At 33.7% G+C, this 16,256-nt stretch carries 21 protein-coding genes and 1 tRNA gene; 15 read left to right on the top strand and 7 right to left on the bottom strand.

The window, feature by feature from the left end:
- Positions 1 to 480: 480 nt before the first annotated feature.
- Positions 481 to 813, bottom strand: coding sequence for a hypothetical protein (locus RMB03_RS08100; protein WP_080026608.1), 333 nt, complete (start codon positions 811 to 813; stop codon positions 481 to 483).
- A 442-nt stretch (positions 814 to 1,255) separates the two neighbouring features.
- On the opposite strand from RMB03_RS08100, the gene RMB03_RS08095 reads away from it, so the two are divergent.
- Complete coding sequence (locus RMB03_RS08095; protein WP_056478799.1) at positions 1,256 to 1,849, top strand: LysE family translocator; 594 nt, start codon at positions 1,256 to 1,258, stop codon at positions 1,847 to 1,849.
- A 48-nt stretch (positions 1,850 to 1,897) separates the two neighbouring features.
- Positions 1,898 to 2,116 (top strand): hypothetical protein, encoded by a 219-nt coding sequence (locus RMB03_RS08090; protein ID WP_003652616.1) that lies wholly within the window; start codon positions 1,898 to 1,900, stop codon positions 2,114 to 2,116.
- Positions 2,117 to 2,385: 269 nt separating this feature from the next.
- On the opposite strand, the gene xseB is transcribed toward RMB03_RS08090, so the two are convergent.
- Positions 2,386 to 2,580 carry an exodeoxyribonuclease VII small subunit gene (gene xseB / locus RMB03_RS08085; RefSeq protein ID WP_003652614.1) on the bottom strand — a complete coding sequence of 65 codons (195 nt, stop codon included), beginning with the start codon at positions 2,578 to 2,580 and terminating at the stop codon, positions 2,386 to 2,388.
- Positions 2,570 to 3,835, bottom strand: coding sequence for an exodeoxyribonuclease VII large subunit (gene xseA / locus RMB03_RS08080; RefSeq protein WP_311075232.1), 1,266 nt, complete (start codon positions 3,833 to 3,835; stop codon positions 2,570 to 2,572). The genes xseB and xseA overlap by 11 nt, the downstream gene beginning before the upstream one ends.
- A 254-nt stretch (positions 3,836 to 4,089) precedes the next feature.
- Here xseA and RMB03_RS08075 point away from each other — a divergent pair.
- Both RMB03_RS08075 and RMB03_RS08070 read left to right on the top strand, forming a co-directional pair.
- Positions 4,090 to 4,166, top strand: a tRNA-Met gene (locus tag RMB03_RS08075).
- Positions 4,167 to 4,339: 173 nt separating this feature from the next.
- Positions 4,340 to 4,573 (top strand): hypothetical protein, encoded by a 234-nt coding sequence (locus RMB03_RS08070; RefSeq protein WP_017389051.1) that lies wholly within the window; start codon positions 4,340 to 4,342, stop codon positions 4,571 to 4,573.
- Positions 4,574 to 4,723: 150 nt separating this feature from the next.
- Here RMB03_RS08070 and RMB03_RS08065 read toward each other — a convergent pair whose 3' ends face one another.
- Positions 4,724 to 5,395 carry a LexA family transcriptional regulator gene (locus RMB03_RS08065; RefSeq protein WP_017390243.1) on the bottom strand — a complete coding sequence of 224 codons (672 nt, stop codon included), beginning with the start codon at positions 5,393 to 5,395 and terminating at the stop codon, positions 4,724 to 4,726.
- A gap of 674 nt (positions 5,396 to 6,069) precedes the next feature.
- Here RMB03_RS08065 and RMB03_RS08060 point away from each other — a divergent pair.
- The 3 genes from RMB03_RS08060 (at position 6,070) to RMB03_RS08050 (ending at position 7,499) form a co-directional block, all read left to right on the top strand.
- Complete coding sequence (locus RMB03_RS08060; RefSeq protein WP_017390244.1) at positions 6,070 to 6,324, top strand: hypothetical protein; 255 nt, start codon at positions 6,070 to 6,072, stop codon at positions 6,322 to 6,324.
- A 209-nt stretch (positions 6,325 to 6,533) separates the two neighbouring features.
- On the top strand, positions 6,534 to 6,923 hold the full coding sequence (locus tag RMB03_RS08055) for a hypothetical protein (RefSeq protein WP_151799165.1): 390 nt from the start codon (positions 6,534 to 6,536) through the stop codon (positions 6,921 to 6,923).
- 30 nt (positions 6,924 to 6,953) lie between these two features.
- Positions 6,954 to 7,499 carry a glycosyl hydrolase 108 family protein gene (locus tag RMB03_RS08050; protein ID WP_311075222.1) on the top strand — a complete coding sequence of 182 codons (546 nt, stop codon included), beginning with the start codon at positions 6,954 to 6,956 and terminating at the stop codon, positions 7,497 to 7,499.
- 97 nt (positions 7,500 to 7,596) lie between these two features.
- Here RMB03_RS08050 and RMB03_RS08045 read toward each other — a convergent pair whose 3' ends face one another.
- Positions 7,597 to 8,214, bottom strand: coding sequence for a LysE family translocator (locus RMB03_RS08045; RefSeq protein WP_311075220.1), 618 nt, complete (start codon positions 8,212 to 8,214; stop codon positions 7,597 to 7,599).
- Positions 8,215 to 8,471: 257 nt separating this feature from the next.
- On the opposite strand from RMB03_RS08045, the gene RMB03_RS08040 reads away from it, so the two are divergent.
- The 4 genes from RMB03_RS08040 to RMB03_RS08025 all read left to right on the top strand — a co-directional run bounded on the left by RMB03_RS08040 (position 8,472) and on the right by RMB03_RS08025 (position 11,604).
- Entirely contained in the window at positions 8,472 to 9,404 is a 933-nt protein-coding gene (locus RMB03_RS08040; RefSeq protein WP_017390248.1) for a lauroyl acyltransferase, read from the top strand.
- Positions 9,405 to 9,748: 344 nt separating this feature from the next.
- A complete protein-coding gene (locus tag RMB03_RS08035) occupies positions 9,749 to 9,964 on the top strand; it encodes a cold-shock protein (protein ID WP_003652601.1) in 216 nt (71 codons plus the stop codon).
- A 221-nt stretch (positions 9,965 to 10,185) separates the two neighbouring features.
- Positions 10,186 to 10,410 (top strand): hypothetical protein, encoded by a 225-nt coding sequence (locus tag RMB03_RS08030; protein ID WP_311075217.1) that lies wholly within the window; start codon positions 10,186 to 10,188, stop codon positions 10,408 to 10,410.
- 384 nt (positions 10,411 to 10,794) lie between these two features.
- Positions 10,795 to 11,604: a pyrroline-5-carboxylate reductase dimerization domain-containing protein gene (locus RMB03_RS08025; RefSeq protein ID WP_311075215.1), complete on the top strand. Its 810-nt coding sequence runs from the start codon at positions 10,795 to 10,797 to the stop codon at positions 11,602 to 11,604.
- A gap of 15 nt (positions 11,605 to 11,619) precedes the next feature.
- Here RMB03_RS08025 and RMB03_RS08020 read toward each other — a convergent pair whose 3' ends face one another.
- Both RMB03_RS08020 and RMB03_RS08015 read right to left on the bottom strand, forming a co-directional pair.
- Entirely contained in the window at positions 11,620 to 11,736 is a 117-nt protein-coding gene (locus tag RMB03_RS08020; protein ID WP_004793556.1) for a hypothetical protein, read from the bottom strand.
- A gap of 178 nt (positions 11,737 to 11,914) precedes the next feature.
- Positions 11,915 to 12,400, bottom strand: coding sequence for an Lrp/AsnC family transcriptional regulator (locus RMB03_RS08015; protein ID WP_311075210.1), 486 nt, complete (start codon positions 12,398 to 12,400; stop codon positions 11,915 to 11,917).
- A 365-nt stretch (positions 12,401 to 12,765) separates the two neighbouring features.
- On the opposite strand from RMB03_RS08015, the gene RMB03_RS08010 reads away from it, so the two are divergent.
- From RMB03_RS08010 to RMB03_RS07995, 4 genes are all read left to right on the top strand, one after another.
- Entirely contained in the window at positions 12,766 to 13,533 is a 768-nt protein-coding gene (locus RMB03_RS08010; protein ID WP_004642069.1) for a class I SAM-dependent methyltransferase, read from the top strand.
- Between the two features lie 283 nt (positions 13,534 to 13,816).
- A complete protein-coding gene (locus RMB03_RS08005) occupies positions 13,817 to 14,155 on the top strand; it encodes a hypothetical protein (protein WP_080026617.1) in 339 nt (112 codons plus the stop codon).
- A gap of 244 nt (positions 14,156 to 14,399) precedes the next feature.
- Positions 14,400 to 15,029, top strand: coding sequence for a class I SAM-dependent methyltransferase (locus RMB03_RS08000; RefSeq protein WP_311075416.1), 630 nt, complete (start codon positions 14,400 to 14,402; stop codon positions 15,027 to 15,029).
- Between the two features lie 642 nt (positions 15,030 to 15,671).
- Positions 15,672 to 16,226 (top strand): TetR/AcrR family transcriptional regulator, encoded by a 555-nt coding sequence (locus tag RMB03_RS07995; protein WP_311075207.1) that lies wholly within the window; start codon positions 15,672 to 15,674, stop codon positions 16,224 to 16,226.
- Positions 16,227 to 16,256: the final 30 nt, after the last annotated feature.

Below are 16,256 nucleotides of genomic sequence, written 5' to 3'. Positions count from 1 at the left end.
CTCCTATTCCAAAATTTTTTATTAAAAAATGGAATATTGCTATGTTTTTCTATTTTATAGATCATTTTTCAAACAATGGGCATTTGAGATGAAAGGGGTACAAATACCCACTACATAATTAACCTCGTAGTAGAATGTTACATCCAGTTTTTAGCTTAAAAGCGCTTATTTCTTGATGATAAGAAGTATCAATAAAATTTAAGGATTGTGTTAAATTTAATTGCATATAATACTTTTGGCTAATTTCTTATTGTGTGAATATTAGGCAAATTAGGAATGTGAACTTTGAAGGACACGAAATGGAAAACGTTAATCAATACGCTCACGGAGCTGAGCATGAAGTCCACATCCATTGCAAACGATCATTAAGCACATTAATACTGAGTATGTTCGTATTAATTACAACTGGTCGTTAAAAGAAAAAGCACCCGAGGGTGCTTTTTCTATATTTGAATCTAACAACGGGTTGAATGAAAGAGTTTATGAAGACCCTGCAAACCCACGACGCTTTTTGTAGGCTTGGCGGTCATAAGATGGAATATTAGATTGTTGCAAATCAATAGCTAACTGTTTTTTACGTTGAAACTGCACTTCACTTAAAAGCGCAGCATAGATTTTGGGACGATCAGTTTTAAACTTGTTTACATCCAATGGAATCTTATCTTCATTCTTGACAATGTACAGCACAGAACCATTGCCATTCGTTTCATAAACCGTCCAACCGAGCCGCACAGCATAGAGGCCAGTTTTTGGATTTTTACCTAAGTAAGATTTAAAACCATCTGGATGAGGGCGAACATAAGCATTCATCATGCATCCTCCATCATTTGATTTATTTGATGAAAGCGACAATCAATGAATTGATGGGGAGTGAGGCATCATATTCAGTAAAATCACGATTTCTAATTGTTTATATATTGTTCAATTTTAAAATTTCAAGTGAGGCAAAAAGCTGCTATTTACTCAGTTATATAAAGTTCAAAATATTAAAAAACAGCAGATTTTTTGAGTAAAAAATTCTCAAGTTAATGTGGTAGAGACTTGTAATAATAGCTCATTATTCTCTATTTATGTGATCGATTTTGCACATTTAAAATTATTTAAATCGTAAGTGAATTTACAGTCGGTTTGAGTTATTTATTTGTTTTAACATTAATTAATTTAATTTTAATATTTCTTGTTACAACCATTTTGTCGACAATAGATGCTCATTTTTGACATATTTCGCCTAGCATAATTAAAGAGTTCGTTGCCTATGGTGTCATTTCTGTTTATTGGACTAGTGGTCACCATTTTGTTGACTCCAGGCCCCACAAACACATTGTTAGCCTCGGCTGGAATACAGGCAGGGGTGAAGCAGTCTCTTAAACTTATTCCTGCTGAAGTGATGGGTTATCTCATTGCAATTACTTCATGGGGTGTTTTGCTTGAGTCAGTTTCACATTTAATCCCTTGGCTTCCTGCCTTATTAAAGTTAATAAGTGCAACTTTCATTCTCTACCTTGCATTTAAACTTTGGGTAACATCAACAAATGACACCAAATTAGACAACCCACTTATTACGCCTAAGGCTTTATTTGTTGCAACACTTTTGAATCCTAAAGCTTTACTCTTTGCTTCTGCTATTTTTCCACATGCAGCATGGGAAGTGCTTCACGTTTATTTTGTGCATATTGCTATTTTTTTATCATTAATTACACCCATTGCATTTTTATGGATTGCTTTTGGAACCGTATTAATTTCAAACAAAGTAACTTGGTTAAACCAACGTAATTTACAACGTACGGCTGCATTTATTTTAACTTTTTTTGCTATGCCAATCGGCTATTCAGCGATTAGCTCATTTTAGATTTAACCCATTATTAGTATTAAAAATTTTAATTTTTAGGAGATTTTTATGAAAAGATTAAAAGTAATTATTAAGGACCAGTTTAACCAAGAAACGATTGCTTTGGCAAAAGTTCGTCCTATGAACGACCACGCCCTTGAGCTTCATAAAAGCGTTGAACATATTGAAATTGATGATGACATTATTTTACCCAATATGGATTTACTCTATGAAAATCCTAAAGACGGAAAAATTTATCAATTGATTGGACCATTCAACGAGGAATAATTTTTACATTCACTTTGGAAAATAACACCTAGAACACATTTGTATTTCATCACGATTTTAGTAAGAAAGTTTTTAGCTAGAATCTGATGAAAATACGAGCAAAATTAACCATTGAATACAATTAAAATATTGAATATCAGGAATTGTTGTGGGACCATGCTTTTTGTAAAAGTGTGACCTAATCCACACTTTTGCATTTCAGGACTAAGTGGTTTTCACTAAGCCCATTTCTTCAATGAGAAGTAGGAATGGGCTTTTTTTATTGCATATTATTCTTTAAATGTTTCATCTAAGGCTTGTTGAACTGCTTCAATGCGTGATTTACAAGCTTTATAGGCAGTAATCGATTCTTCAACAATTTTCATTAAATTATCAATATCTGGGCTTTCTTGAGACTCAAGTAGTTCGGCATTTTTCTTCAAAATGTCATGGCCATCCTTAAATGTTAACTCTTTATTCTTCATTTGGAATTACCTGTGTAATGTTGGCTTCAATCACACCATCTTGCATTTCAATGGCAATGGCTGGGTTTGAAATTTGATGTATAGAACGAATTGCTTTTCCTTGTGATCTAACAATTGCATAGCCCTTGGCTTGAACCTGTTTCGGGTTTTGCAAAAGGACTTCTTTCATTAAAGATTCGATTTGGGCTAATGAAAATCTAACTTGTTGCTGTGAACTAAACTGAATACGTTCTTTCATCTGGTCAAGTAGGTGATGCCCCGAGTTAAGTTGACTTTGTGCTGAAGATTTAATGTGGTGAAGCAGTTGGTCATTCTTGCTTTGATAGGTCGTGATTTGATGCTGCGAAAGGAGCTTAATGGTTTGCAGACTATCTACCGCTTCTTGTACGCGTTCAACAATATGGTTACGAATACCAGCAATCACTTTACTTGGTGTGTCAAATGAACGATGGGCAATTTCATCAAGAATAGTACGGTCTTTTTCATGACCAATACCGACCCAAATGGGTACAGTGCGTTTGCAGAGCAGAGCTGCAAGTTCATAATCATTCAAATAGGCTAAATCATTAACAGATCCACCGCCACGAATAATTACAATCAAGTCCGGCGGAAATGTAAATGTGCTGGCCCATTGCCTTAAACCTGCACCTAAAGACTCGATTAAGCTGGTTGCGGCTGTATTTCCTTGAAAAGTAGCAGTGTGATACACAAAATGGCAAACACCATTTCTTTCTAGCGCATCGGCATCTTTTTTAAAGTCACCTAAGCCCGCAGCATTTTGAGGCGCAATCACTAAAACATTTTGAATATCAAAAGGAGTTGAGAGTAGTTTGTTCTTATGAATTAAACCTTCTTGAGTGAGTCGTTCAATAATTTGCTGATAACGTTTAGCAATTTCGCCTAAGGTAAAACTTGAGTCAATCTCTTCAATATTGACTGAAAATCCATATTGAGGATCAAAACGTGCGCGAATTTTTATGAGAACATTTAAGTCACTTGAAATCTCAATACCAGTTTCACGCTCAAACTTTAGAACAATTTTACTTGCCGAAAATTTCCAGATTGTGGCCTTACAACTTGCAATGACCTTATCGGTATCAGCATCTTTTTCTGCAAGCTCTAAATAGTAATGACCGCCTTTAATATTTAAATTTCGAATCTCTGCTTTTACCCAAACTGGTTCATCAAAAGCCAAACGTATGACTTCCTGAACTGTGCCGAGATATTCACTAAGGGAAAACTGAGGTTCAGACATACGAACTAAACATTAAAAGACTAACTTAGATAGTATAAAAGCAACCCACCCAAGGCAATTGCTGTCTGTGAATTTAGGGTTCTGTTTAAAATAAATACAACAATTCAAAAGATTAAATTTAAATTTAGCTTGTTCATCATTAGTTAATTCAAAATATAAAATTAATTAAAAAAGATAAAACTGATGAATTACAACAGATTAAAAAATAAAGTTTGCTTTATAAAATATATAAGCGTATAAAGCTTACTTCCAATTGCGGGGTGGAGCAGTCTGGTAGCTCGTCGGGCTCATAACCCGAAGGTCGTTGGTTCAAATCCGACCCCCGCAACCAAAATATTATGCTCTGTGATGTACCACTTTTCATAATGCAAAAATTATGAAAAGCATTAGCTTATAAATAACCCTATATCAAGCTAAATATTAAATTCTAGACTGACTGTCCATACCTTAAATCTAGCGTTCTAATTAAATACCGTTAAATCACATGAGCTCAGTGATGAGTGAATGATTGTGAATATAGTAAATGAGTGGCAAATTGCCACAGCCGTAAATGGCAATGAAATTAATGTGAGAGTGGTTCCCCACGTGCGTAAGCAAAACTCTCAAGATGGTTATCGTTGGGTCGAAGTTGGTAAGAAAATTCAACTTCAAACTGGTGAAGAAATCGAGTTGAACCAAGATGGTAAAAGCTTTTATGCTGCATTTAACCAGCTTTATCGTTTAAGTACGTATTGCTAATAAAATGTTTAGCTCTCAAGCTAAAAACCTATCTCTTTTAATGGAGATAGGTTTTTTTATATCTATACGATTTATAAATAATTAAAGTTATAAAAAGCAAAAACGTATTAAATTGATAGAATTATTCTTTTAATTATATTTATAACTAAATTAACCTGCTCGCCAGAATTGACGGCCCATGACTTTAAAGTTCTTTCCATTTTCTTCTGTTACACGTCGGTCTCTAAATTTTTCATTTAAACTATGCAAAATTAAAGAGCCATCTGCTTCTTTAAAAATTTGCTTAATCATTCCTTCCCCAGCAAAGTAAACCGCATAAATCTCGCCATCAATCACTTCAGTCTGAGAGATATCAATGCCGACTAAATCTCCATCTTTAATGTAATCGGTCATGCTATCGCCTTTAGCTTTGATAATACGCATGCACTCTTGAGCAACCCGTTTTTCTTTAAAAAATGATGCTGGAAAAGGAATTTTTCCATTAATTGCATCGAAGTGAAACTCGATAGATTCACCCGTACCACAAGAAAAGCTAGCTTCTACAACTTCAACCCAGACATATTGATCGGTGGACTCAGCACTCACAACAGTAGGGCTAAATACATCACTTTCTCTAAAAGAATCTTCAGTATTTCCAGTGGTTAGCCAATAACCATCTACACCTAAAAATTGGGCAATTAATGGAAGAAACGCTGATTTCAAATTTTTCCCTGACTCTAAAGCTTGATAGGCAGGCTGAGACATCTTGACTGCTTCTGCTACTTCAGCCTGAGTTTTTTTCGCTTTAAGCCTAGAGTCTTTTAAACGGTCTTTAAGAGCCATAACGGTCACACCTGCAAACTTATAACAAATATATAACTTAAGTTATATCGAGTAAAACAACTATAGTTATTGACTAATAATAACTATAGTTATAGTATCAGTTATATCTTAAGATGAATAGATAAAGTTTTAGTAGTGTTTAAGTCTCTATTTATAGGTTTATCAAAGTGTTGAGATGAAAGCTAAATTTATTTTGTTTTTATAGGAGACAAAATAAAAGAGAGATAGCTCAATTATGATGTGCAGATAGGCTATCAAAACAAAAATTGGAATAAAAAAAAGCCCGATTCCGTGGATCAGGCTTAATGTTCGTCGATAAAGGGTATCAAGAACATGAAGAATTTAACAAAGATTGTGAGTCATAACAAAAGTTTCCGATATACGGCAAAGCCTTATTTGAACTTTTTGGTCAAAAAAATAAAGTCCGAAAAAGGCTTAAACCTAAGAGCTTTAATACTTTTTTACAATTTCAGAAAAGGAAATATCTATTTTTAAATTAATGCTTTAAACGCATATTGTTTGGTTCTATATGTTTGTTGTACCAGTTGAAACGTTTCGAACACACATTTGTAGCCATAGCTTAGCTATATTGCTCAAAAAATGCGTCAAAACTTCAAGAATAACAAACGATAAAGATGCCTTATTAAACGAGTAAGTTGAGTTGGAGATAGTGAATGACTACAGCAATGCAGAACAGAGCTAAACAACTTAAAAATGCAAAACGTGGAGGGTATGTCCCAACAATTGCAAAAGATATAAACAAACTTAAGGTACAAAAAATAAAAAGGGCACTTGAAGAGGCGAAGCAAATTGCAAGTGAGCTTGAAGATGAAGCGTTCGAATTCGACGATCAAGTCTCGATGCAAAAAGCGATAGGTGCAATCACCGTGATTGAGTTGATTGAACAAGCCTTAAACAGTGCACACTAACCAGCTTTAGCACACAAACATTCTTTCTTGGGCCCTGAAATTAAGCGGGTCAAGGTAAGTTCGTCTTGCAATTTAGCGCGGCATTAAAGCGTTAGTGTTTTTTATTGACTGTAATAAAGAAAACTAAGGGTATTTATAAAACCTGAAAAACAACAAGCTGGTCATGGTGATGGATTTTCAAGTTTTACCCTTTAAAGCAGGACAAGATTATGAAAATAGTTCCAATAAATGGATTAGCCACATTTTTAAATTTTTATAGCATTGCAATTATGGTGGCTTTAGCAGTCAGCTTAGTTGTCGCAGTCGTGTTAATGATGCGTTTTCCTCGTTCACCGCAGGAATGGATTGTTGGGCTGATCTGTACAGTGGTTTCAAGCTTAACAGGTGGCTCATTTATTATCATGAAATGGAATTTACAAGAATGGGTCTTAGATATTTGGGGAATGATCACACTTTGTGGATTCTTCTTCATTTGCGGTTTGCCTGGTTGGGCTATTGTGAGATGGATATTTAACTTCATCAATAAACAAGAAGGTAAAACGATTGTGGAAGTTATGAAAGACTTAAAAAAAGCAAAAGATGATCTGCAAAATAGCTAAAAACAGTTTCAATCATATGGGTAAAATAAAATGAATATCGACCAGTACTTAGAAGCAATCATAAACAGAGAAGGTGGGTACGTTAACCATCCATCAGACCATGGACATGCCACCAAATTTGGCATTACAGAAGCAGTGGCTCGATCACAAGGCTATCAGGGTGATATGCAGGATTTAACATTAGCTGTGGCCAAATCTATTTATAAGAAACAATATTGGTTTGAACCCCAATTTGACCAGATCAATGAGATTAGCCCGACTATTGCAGAAGAGTTATTTGATACAGGCGTCAATTGTGGTGTCAATTTTGCAAAACCCTTGTTGCAGCGTGCTTTAAATTTGCTGAATAAGCAGGGAAAAGAAGGCTGGTCAGATCTTGCTTTAGATGGTCAGTATGGTCCTCTCACTTTTCAAGCTCTTAGAAGTTATTTGAACAGGCGTAATAAAGAAGGAGAAAAGGTATTGGTACGCGTTTTAAATATTATGCAAGGGCAGCACTATATCGAAATTACAGAGAAGAACCCAAATTATGAAGACTTCTTTTATGGTTGGATTTTAAACAGGGTATCGTTGTAAAAATTGTAATTAGATAAAAATATGCTGAATCATCGAAATGCTTTAAAAGTCTAAACATGAGTTAAGGCTTTTAAAGCATAATTCTTAAAGTAATGATTTATTGTGCGATGAGTAAGATGGCAAGAAGAAAGAAAATAGCCCCACTGATTTTATTGAGTATAGAAAAATTATTTCCAGCCAACATCTTTTCTTTAAAAATTGAAGAGAAATTTGCATAGACTAGATGAATTAAAAAACCAATCAAACAAAAGGTTAAAGATAGAATTAAAAACTGATTTAAAATTTCTTTCTTTATATCGATAAATTGAGGGAAAAGAGCAATAAAAAATACGATTGTTTTAGGGTTAAGCAAAGATGCGAGTAGACCCTGATAAAATAGTTTAGATTTACTGACATTTTTATCGCTTTGCTGATCTGTGATTAAATCTTGCGATGGAATTTTTTTGCTAAAGTTTTTATATCCGAGATACATTAAATAAAATGCACCAATAAATTTTAAAACCGTAAAAATAGTAGGGTTACTCGTAATAATAAGACCTACACCACTGGCCGAAATTACAGCAATTACAAACATACCAATAATTAAGCCGCTAATACCGAATAAAGCGGTTCTAATACCATAATTGATTGAATTTGTGACAGTAAATAAAACACCGGGGCCGGGGCTTAATAGGGTAAGAAATGCAATTGTTATAAAAACTAAAAGACCGCTCACGCTGATATATCCTATTTATCAATTGAGACAAAATTATGTGATTACTTTAAATGAGAAAATAATTTATGTATACAGAAGGTTATGTATATTTAAAATAAATAAATTAAATATTAAAATTTGAAAGTTTCGAAATAAAATATGCATTTATATAAATAGATAATGTATTTAAAAGCATAGCCGTTATTGCAACATAAACATACAACCCTGACAAGTAGGCGTGTTAGTATGCTAAGTCTATACCTCAAGAAATATACAGTATGACGAAAAAAGAACGGCAGTTTAAATCTGGCGAATTTCAATTTTCCTTTTTATCGTTTAAATATTGGGGGCTATGGGTTTTAGCTTTTATTTTAATGTTATTCGCGATGTTACCTTGGGCTATTCAATGGCGTCTAGCCGATTTTCTTTCAAAAATAGCATGGAAATCTTTAGGTTCAAGAAGAAAAACAACACTACGTAATTTAGAAGCATGCTTTCCTGAAAAAACACCTATGCAAATTGAAGTAAAAGCCAAACAGGTTTTTGTTGATACTTTAACGGGTGTATTTGAGGCTTTAAATGCTTGGTATAGTCCAAACTGGTTTAAAAACCGTGTTCACATAGATGGATTAGAGAATTTAACCAACAATCAGGAAAATGGCGTACTTTTACTAGGCACTCATAGCACCCTTTTAGATGCAGGCGGAGCCGCGTGTACCTTATTTTTTAATATGGACGTGGTTTACCGACCTCAAAACAATCCCTTTTTAGATTTTCTGATTCATCGTAGCCGTGCAAGAGTGTATAAAAACCAGATTGCTCGAGACAACATGCGTGGACTTATCCAAAACCTTAAACATGGTCATGCCATATGGTATAGCCCAGATCAGGATTTTGGCTTAAAGCAAGGTGTAATGGCATCATTTTTCGGGGTACAGGCAGCTACTGTCACAGCTCACCGCAGACTTATGGATATCTCAAAAGCAGCAGCAGTGCCTTTATACTTTTACAGAAGTGGCAATATTAGAAATCCTCAATATCATGTTCTCGTTGAACCCAAATTAGAGAATTTTCCAAGTGGGTGTGAAGTTAGTGATGCTGAAAGAGTAAATAAAATTATTGAGAATCAAATTCGTATCGCACCAACGCAATACATGTGGTTCCATCGACGTTTTAAGACGCGCCCAGCTGGTGAAAAGAAATTTTATTGATGGTCTTATGGGGAAATAGCAGAGGTACTTCTTTCAATTAAAATGAAACAAAATTTGACTTTTAATTGAAAGTAATCTTAATTAAATCAATATGAAAGGTGAAGGGCGAGAGGTATAGAATTTTTCTTGCTTTAATTATTTTGAATATCGATTGCAAATGCTTCTGAAGCGTGTATTATCGAGCATAACTAACAAAATATTCTTGTCATCATAAATTTCTATTTGCGCAGTTTTATTTATAATCCTTCGGTTTTTTCAGATATTTAAGTTTTGACGTCTATTTTTTAGTTAAATTGGTTTCCCCAATAATAAGTTATAATATTTTAAGATTTAGGATATAACATATGTCTACTACTACTGGTACAGTAAAATGGTTCAATGAAACTAAAGGTTTTGGTTTTATTGTGACTGATGAAGGTAAAGATATTTTTGCTCATTTTACCGATATTCAAACACCTGGTTTTAAAGTTCTCTTGGAAGGTCAACGTGTTGAGTTTACTGTAGTACAGGGTAAAAAAGGCCCGCAAGCTTCAAATATTGTGATTGTTCAAAACTCATAAATAAATAGAGCGTTTAATTGATTTAAATATATTATTTAAATAAAATATGTTTGAGTCTAAAACATTTTATTAGAGTTGAAAAAGCCCACTTTATATTTTGTGGGTTTTTTATAAGTTTTAATTCAACTTATATTTAAAAAAAAAGAAGTATAAAAATACTCTTATAAAAGGTTTTTAAAATTTTATGTTATAACATAACTAATTAGGTGTATGGTATTAAAATGGATATTTGTATCGGCGGTATTTTTGACGGTCAAAAAATAGAAAATAATAATGATTTCTTTAAGGTTGAAGAGCATTATTCAGATCATAGTTCTAAATATATTAAACAGCACTTCCACTTGTTTGGACAAATTTTTACTTTCTGGGTTTGTGAAGATGTTGATTTAACCCAAGCAATAAGCAAAGCCGAGAGAATTTTAAAGAAGAAAAAAGAAAACATTTAGCTAATAAATCACAATACATGTGTTACGGTCTGTTAATTTAAATATTTTATTATTTAATGTGAGATATTTTATTAATAGCTTAATTGAAGATAGCTTTTGAAAGTAAATATTTCATTTATATGGTATTAGATCGTTATTTACAATAGTTTAGTAGTAGTTACAGACTTTAACAATTTGTGTGTGGAATTTGCTATATATAGTTATACATTAGGCATAAGCTAAAGTTGTTTTATTTATTGCGCAAATAAAACAAACCCACTTAAATATTATTTATTTGAGTGGGTTCTTTATTCAAAAACGGTTATTCATTATTTCAGTGTTCATAATTAAATTATAGATAATATTTATTCTTATAGTCTACCTTAAGAAAGGAAAACATTTTAAATGGTAAATGCAGTACAACCTAATATTTGTTTTGTTGGTAGTAGTAATTTGGCGTTAGCCTTAATAGGAGGCTTGGTTTTAAAAGGTTTTAAAAAAGAAAAGATACATCTTATTGAAGATAAAAAAATTAGTGATACAAATACATTGAAGCAAAAGGAAAATAGTTTAAAAAAAGCGGATATTGTTATCTTATTATTGGAACCTAAAAACTTAAAAGGAATGCTTGAGCCTTTTAAAAAACATCTAGCACCTAAAGTCATTATTTCTATGATGGCGGGGATTGATATTGCAAAATTATCAACGATTACGGGCTCAAAAAAAGTTGTTCGTGTAATTTCAAATCCACCTGTGCTTACGCATACGGGTACTCACGTGCTCATTGCTTCTGAGCAAATGGACCAGCTCGATAAAGATGTCATCGAAATGCTGTACTCTGCAACGGGACAGACTTTCTGGGCAGCTTCGGAAACACAAACTGACGCAATTATTGCATTATCGGGCTCAGGGCCGGCTTACTTTTTTTATATTTTAGATAGCATGATTAAGACGGGCGTTTCATTAGGACTCGACAAACAGTTTGCCTTAGATTTAGCACTTCAAGCAGCGAGTGGTGCAGTTGAAATGATTCGCAAAACCAATGTTCCACCTGCTGATTTATGTGGAAAGGTCACTTTAGCCAACGGAATTACCGAATCTGCTTTACGCATGTTCGATTTAGGCAATGTGTCTGATGATATACGTTTAGCCATGAAAGCCGCATATCATCGTAGCAAAGAAATTACTTCAGAAATTATTTCTGAAATTGGTTAACTCATCTTTAGCAAACTAGGCCTTTAAAAAGTATTCCCAAATAATGAAACCTAAGCCAAACCCAATAAAAGAGTAGAGAGTAATAATAAAGAATACAAAACTGGCCTTATTTTTTTTCTTCAAAATGTTCATGGCGATGCCTCCAATTCAGATTAATTTTATTATGGAGATGAGGAGGCTGTAATCATAGATACAGAATTTTTTAAAAAAAATATAACAGAGTCTAAATCTGTTATGGTCTAAGCCGCTTAACTTAATAAAGATTTTAGAATCAATATTTTAAGTCGATGGGCTATAGGTGCTACATCTTTTATTCAATTAACATTAAATCGGCTGTATTGGCAGATTTAAGAGGACGCAGGGCAAAGGTTGAGCGTGTGTGTCGAATACCTTTAATTGAATAGAGTTTTTTCCGTAAAAAACGTTCGTAATGGTCAGCATCTTTTACGGCTACTTTGACCAAATAATCATAGTCACCTGTAACCAGATGGGCTTCTACAACTTCCGGTATATCTGCTAATGCTTCGCTGAAATTCTCTAACATTTCATCATCATGGCGTTCTAAAGTAATTTCAATAAAAAATACCTCATGAATGCCGATCGCTTTAGGGTTTACGTTTACCGTATAGCCTTCAATAATTTTTAAAGTTTCCAGACGTTTTAGCCGTGTCCAGCATGGAGAAGATGAAAGACCGATTTCTTCAGCTAATTGAGCAACGGTTAAACGACCATTACCACGTAAGGCAGATAAAATTTTCCGATCTATACGATCTAGTGTGTATTCTGTTCTGTTCAAAATATAAACCAAAGAAGAATCTTCTGATAAAACTAAATATAATTCATTTTTATGCTGCCATCATTTAAAAAAAGCAAAAAATACAGGAAACATTTTGAGCTAAAGGTACATACACTATTTCTATGCATTGAACCTTTCTGGATAGGGGTTGTGATGGAGCAAAGAGCACTGTTTCAGTAAGGGTGACTAAACAGTGCTCTTTGCGGATTTCTTATAAATTTTAAAATCTATTTTTATTAATCGTCTTAGTGTATTAAAACAAATTAAATAATAACTTTTATTTATCAATTGAAGAAAAACTAATCATTATTTTTTATCTAACTTTTCCTTTATGGTGCTTTCATTGCATAGAAGGAAGCAAGGTTATGATCACCCAGCATGATATAAATCAAAAACAATATCAAAATAAGTCCCTCGACTATTTGAATAGCCAAGCTCATTCTGAAGGAATTGAATTTAATAAATTTATTAATGAAATTCAGAAAATTGAAAAGGCTGTCGTTCTTGATTTAGGCTGTGGTGGTGGCCATGTCTCTTATAATGTTGCTCCGCATGCAGACCTTGTTTTTGCTTACGATTTATCTCATGAAATGTTAGACACTGTGTCTAAGGCTGCCAGCCAACGAAAATTAAAAAATATCTTTGTGCAGCAGGGCATTGCTGAAGATATGCCTTTTAGTGATCATCAGTTTGACGTGGTCATTAGCCGATATTCTGCTCATCACTGGCAACATGTTCCTAGCGCAATGAAAGAAGTAAACCGTGTTCTTAAGCCTGACGGTATTGTTATTTTTGTAGACATTATTAGTTCTAGCTCGCCTATATTAGATACGTTTTTACAGACGATCGAAACTATTCGAGACCCGAGTCATGTACGAAACTACAGTGTGAAAGAGTGGGTCTATTTTATCGAAGATGCTGGCTTTGACTTAGTGGGCTTAGATAAACAAACGCTCTCGTTAGACTTTGATAGTTGGGTAAAGCGTATGAAAACACCTGAAGATCAAATCAAAACTTTGCGCTATTTGCAGGAAGGTTCATCTGACCTCGTTAAGAAATATTTCAAAATTCAAAATGATGGTAGCTTTGAAAGCCATGTGGGTTATTTTGTTTTTAAGAAATTAGGGTTTTAAGTGGTGTAATAAGTAAGGGTTTTAGTAGATAAAAAATGAATTAAATGTCACTAGAACTCTTTTATTGAATAGCTTGGATTATATTAAAAATAGATATAAAACAAATCTAATATCATTTATTTGATAAAACTTAATCACACAATTTTTATAAGGTGATTAAGTATTCAAAAGAGGAGAGGATTTATTTAATTTTCTTTTTATTAATAGACACTTATAAATAATTATTATTTAATACGCGCGCAACATTACCACTAATACTTTTAATAACTTTGTCGGGGAAATAATGCGTAATATTTTAGTAACGGTTTTCACTTTATTGGTAGGAACATCAATTTATGCTGGTCAAGAACCTAAAAGTCTTGTAGGGCAAACACACTGCGAGAAAACAGTAGAACTACATGGTTTTTTAAGCCGTGCTCAACTTGATTGTAATTATCACTATTCTTCACAAGAATTAATTCATGAAGCAGAAAAATGCACTAAACATGAGTTAGGTGATAAATACGGTAGAGAAGTCATGAGATTCGGCATGAACCAATTTGAAGAACGCAAGAAAGAGGATTTAAAAGGCCAATTATGTAGTCGGGTTTTAAAAGAGTTTCCAAACTATATTAAAAAATAAAATAAGGTTTTAAAAACCTCTTCTAGCAAGCCGATAGAATGGATTTAATTGTTCATTTTATCGGTGTATCACCATATATAATTCGCCAATTAAACCAGAAAACAAGCCTTAAGAAGCTACCCAATACCACATTGACACTTAAAATCTCTTTTAAATGAATAGAACTGAAGAATTAATAGAGATATATTTTAAAAGGTATATTCATTTTTTAATACTAAAAAAGCTATTAGAAGGGCGTAAAATTATGACTATAAAGGAAGTTGCAAGTCCAATTGACCTAAGAAAAGCGGCTGATGCTTTAGAGTGGGCTGAAGAAGTAAATGTGAAACGCCCTTGGAGATATGAATTTTTTAGTATGTATGTGGCTGAGATTAAGTCACTTAATCTCAAAAAAACTAAGATTCTTGAGATAGGTGCTGGTCCTGGTTATCTGGCAAAAATTCTATTAGAAAATATAGAGTCTCTGGAATATACAGCTTTAGATTTTTCTGAAGCTATGCATGAGTTGTCCAGAAAAAACTTAGGATCATTTGCGAGTAAAGCTAACTACTTAACTGCCAATTTTAAAGATTCTGGGTGGTACAACGTATGCCAGCAAGAAACTTTCGATGTGGTCATCATCCATCAAGCTTTACATGAGTTAAGGCATAAAGATTTTGCTAAAGAGTTTCATATCCAAGTTAGAAATCATCTCTTAAATACAAATTCTTTATATATAGTGACGGACCATATAGTCAAAGATGAGGAAGGGATGAAAAATAAAGACTTATATATGACTATTGATGAGCATATAAATACATTTTCTTTAGCTGGTTTTAAGAATGTTGAATTATTAAAAGAAAGGAATGCATTATGTTCTTTCAAAGTTTCTTAAGCTGCTTTCAATAATTATTCCATTTTATAAACTAAATCTTCTGTATTGGATTAATAAACCATTTTACTAAAATTATTTTAAAGCTTTATTTCTAGCCAATATCACATTGACACCTAAAACCCCTCCGATTATGCTTTGCGTGCTGGCCTACATCGCCAGTCGATTTTGACAGATCGATTTAACACACAAGACATCAAAAAGTTCTCTTTTTGGTGGCGAACTCGTTCGTCCCCCTTCGTAGCGGTAGGGCGAGGGAGGGACGCCTTGTGCGTGCTGATTCTTGTGTGTCAGTCTGTCAACCTTCTCTCGTTCTACCACCATAATCATTTGACAGTGATCTGGTAGAACTTCTTTACACACAAGGAGTCCGCTATGCGTACTAATTCTTCTCAATTTTTGGCCTTTGCCAAAGTCTCTCTAACCATACCGCCCAACTGGTCTTTAAAACGGTTTAACCGACTTTAGGTTTTCTACGCCTTAAGAATCGTTACGACTCAAAAATCATAGCAACAATAAAACCTGAGATAGCTTAGGCACATTTTTGTGCTGCTTTTGCATGCCTGTTTTGAGCACTCATTTTAAGAGTGACGGCATTTCTATCTCTTTTATATACAACAAAAAATTATTTTAAGCGGTATATCTATGCCAAATTTAGAATCTTCATTTAGAGCGCTCAGAGTGCTTCACGCAGCAAAAGACTTATTTAATCAATATGGGTTTCATAAGGTCGGAGTCGACCAAATTATTGCGGAAGCCAAAGTTGCCAAAGCTACTTTCTATAACGACTTTCACTCAAAAGCACGACTCATCGAGATGTGTCTCACTTTTCAAAAAGACGCACTCAAAGACAAGGTATTTTCAATTTCTAATTCTTACCGTGAACAAATGGTGCTTGATAAACTTAAGGAGATTTATTTTCTACATGCCGACTTAAATGGCTTTTATCATTTGCCATTTAAGGCAATTTTTGAAATTGAAAAGCTCTATCCGGTTGCCTATAAAGTCGTGGTTGATTATAGAAACTGGTTTGTTGGTGAAATCCATAAGTTGCTTTTAACCTTAAAATCTACTGCTTCACTCCAAGATGCTTACATGTTTTTATTTATGATTGATGGAGCAATGGTCCAGCTTTTAGGTGAAAATGGGGTAGATGAAAGCGCACGGCTGTTGGATTATTTCTTTTTAAACTTTGTCTAATTGCTAGAACTTAAATAGAAAAAAGCCTCT

Source organism: Acinetobacter sp. V91_7 (genome assembly GCF_031799075.1).
Lineage (GTDB): Bacteria > Pseudomonadota > Gammaproteobacteria > Pseudomonadales > Moraxellaceae > Acinetobacter > Acinetobacter calcoaceticus.
This window is presented reverse-complemented; position numbering and strand designations above follow the sequence as displayed.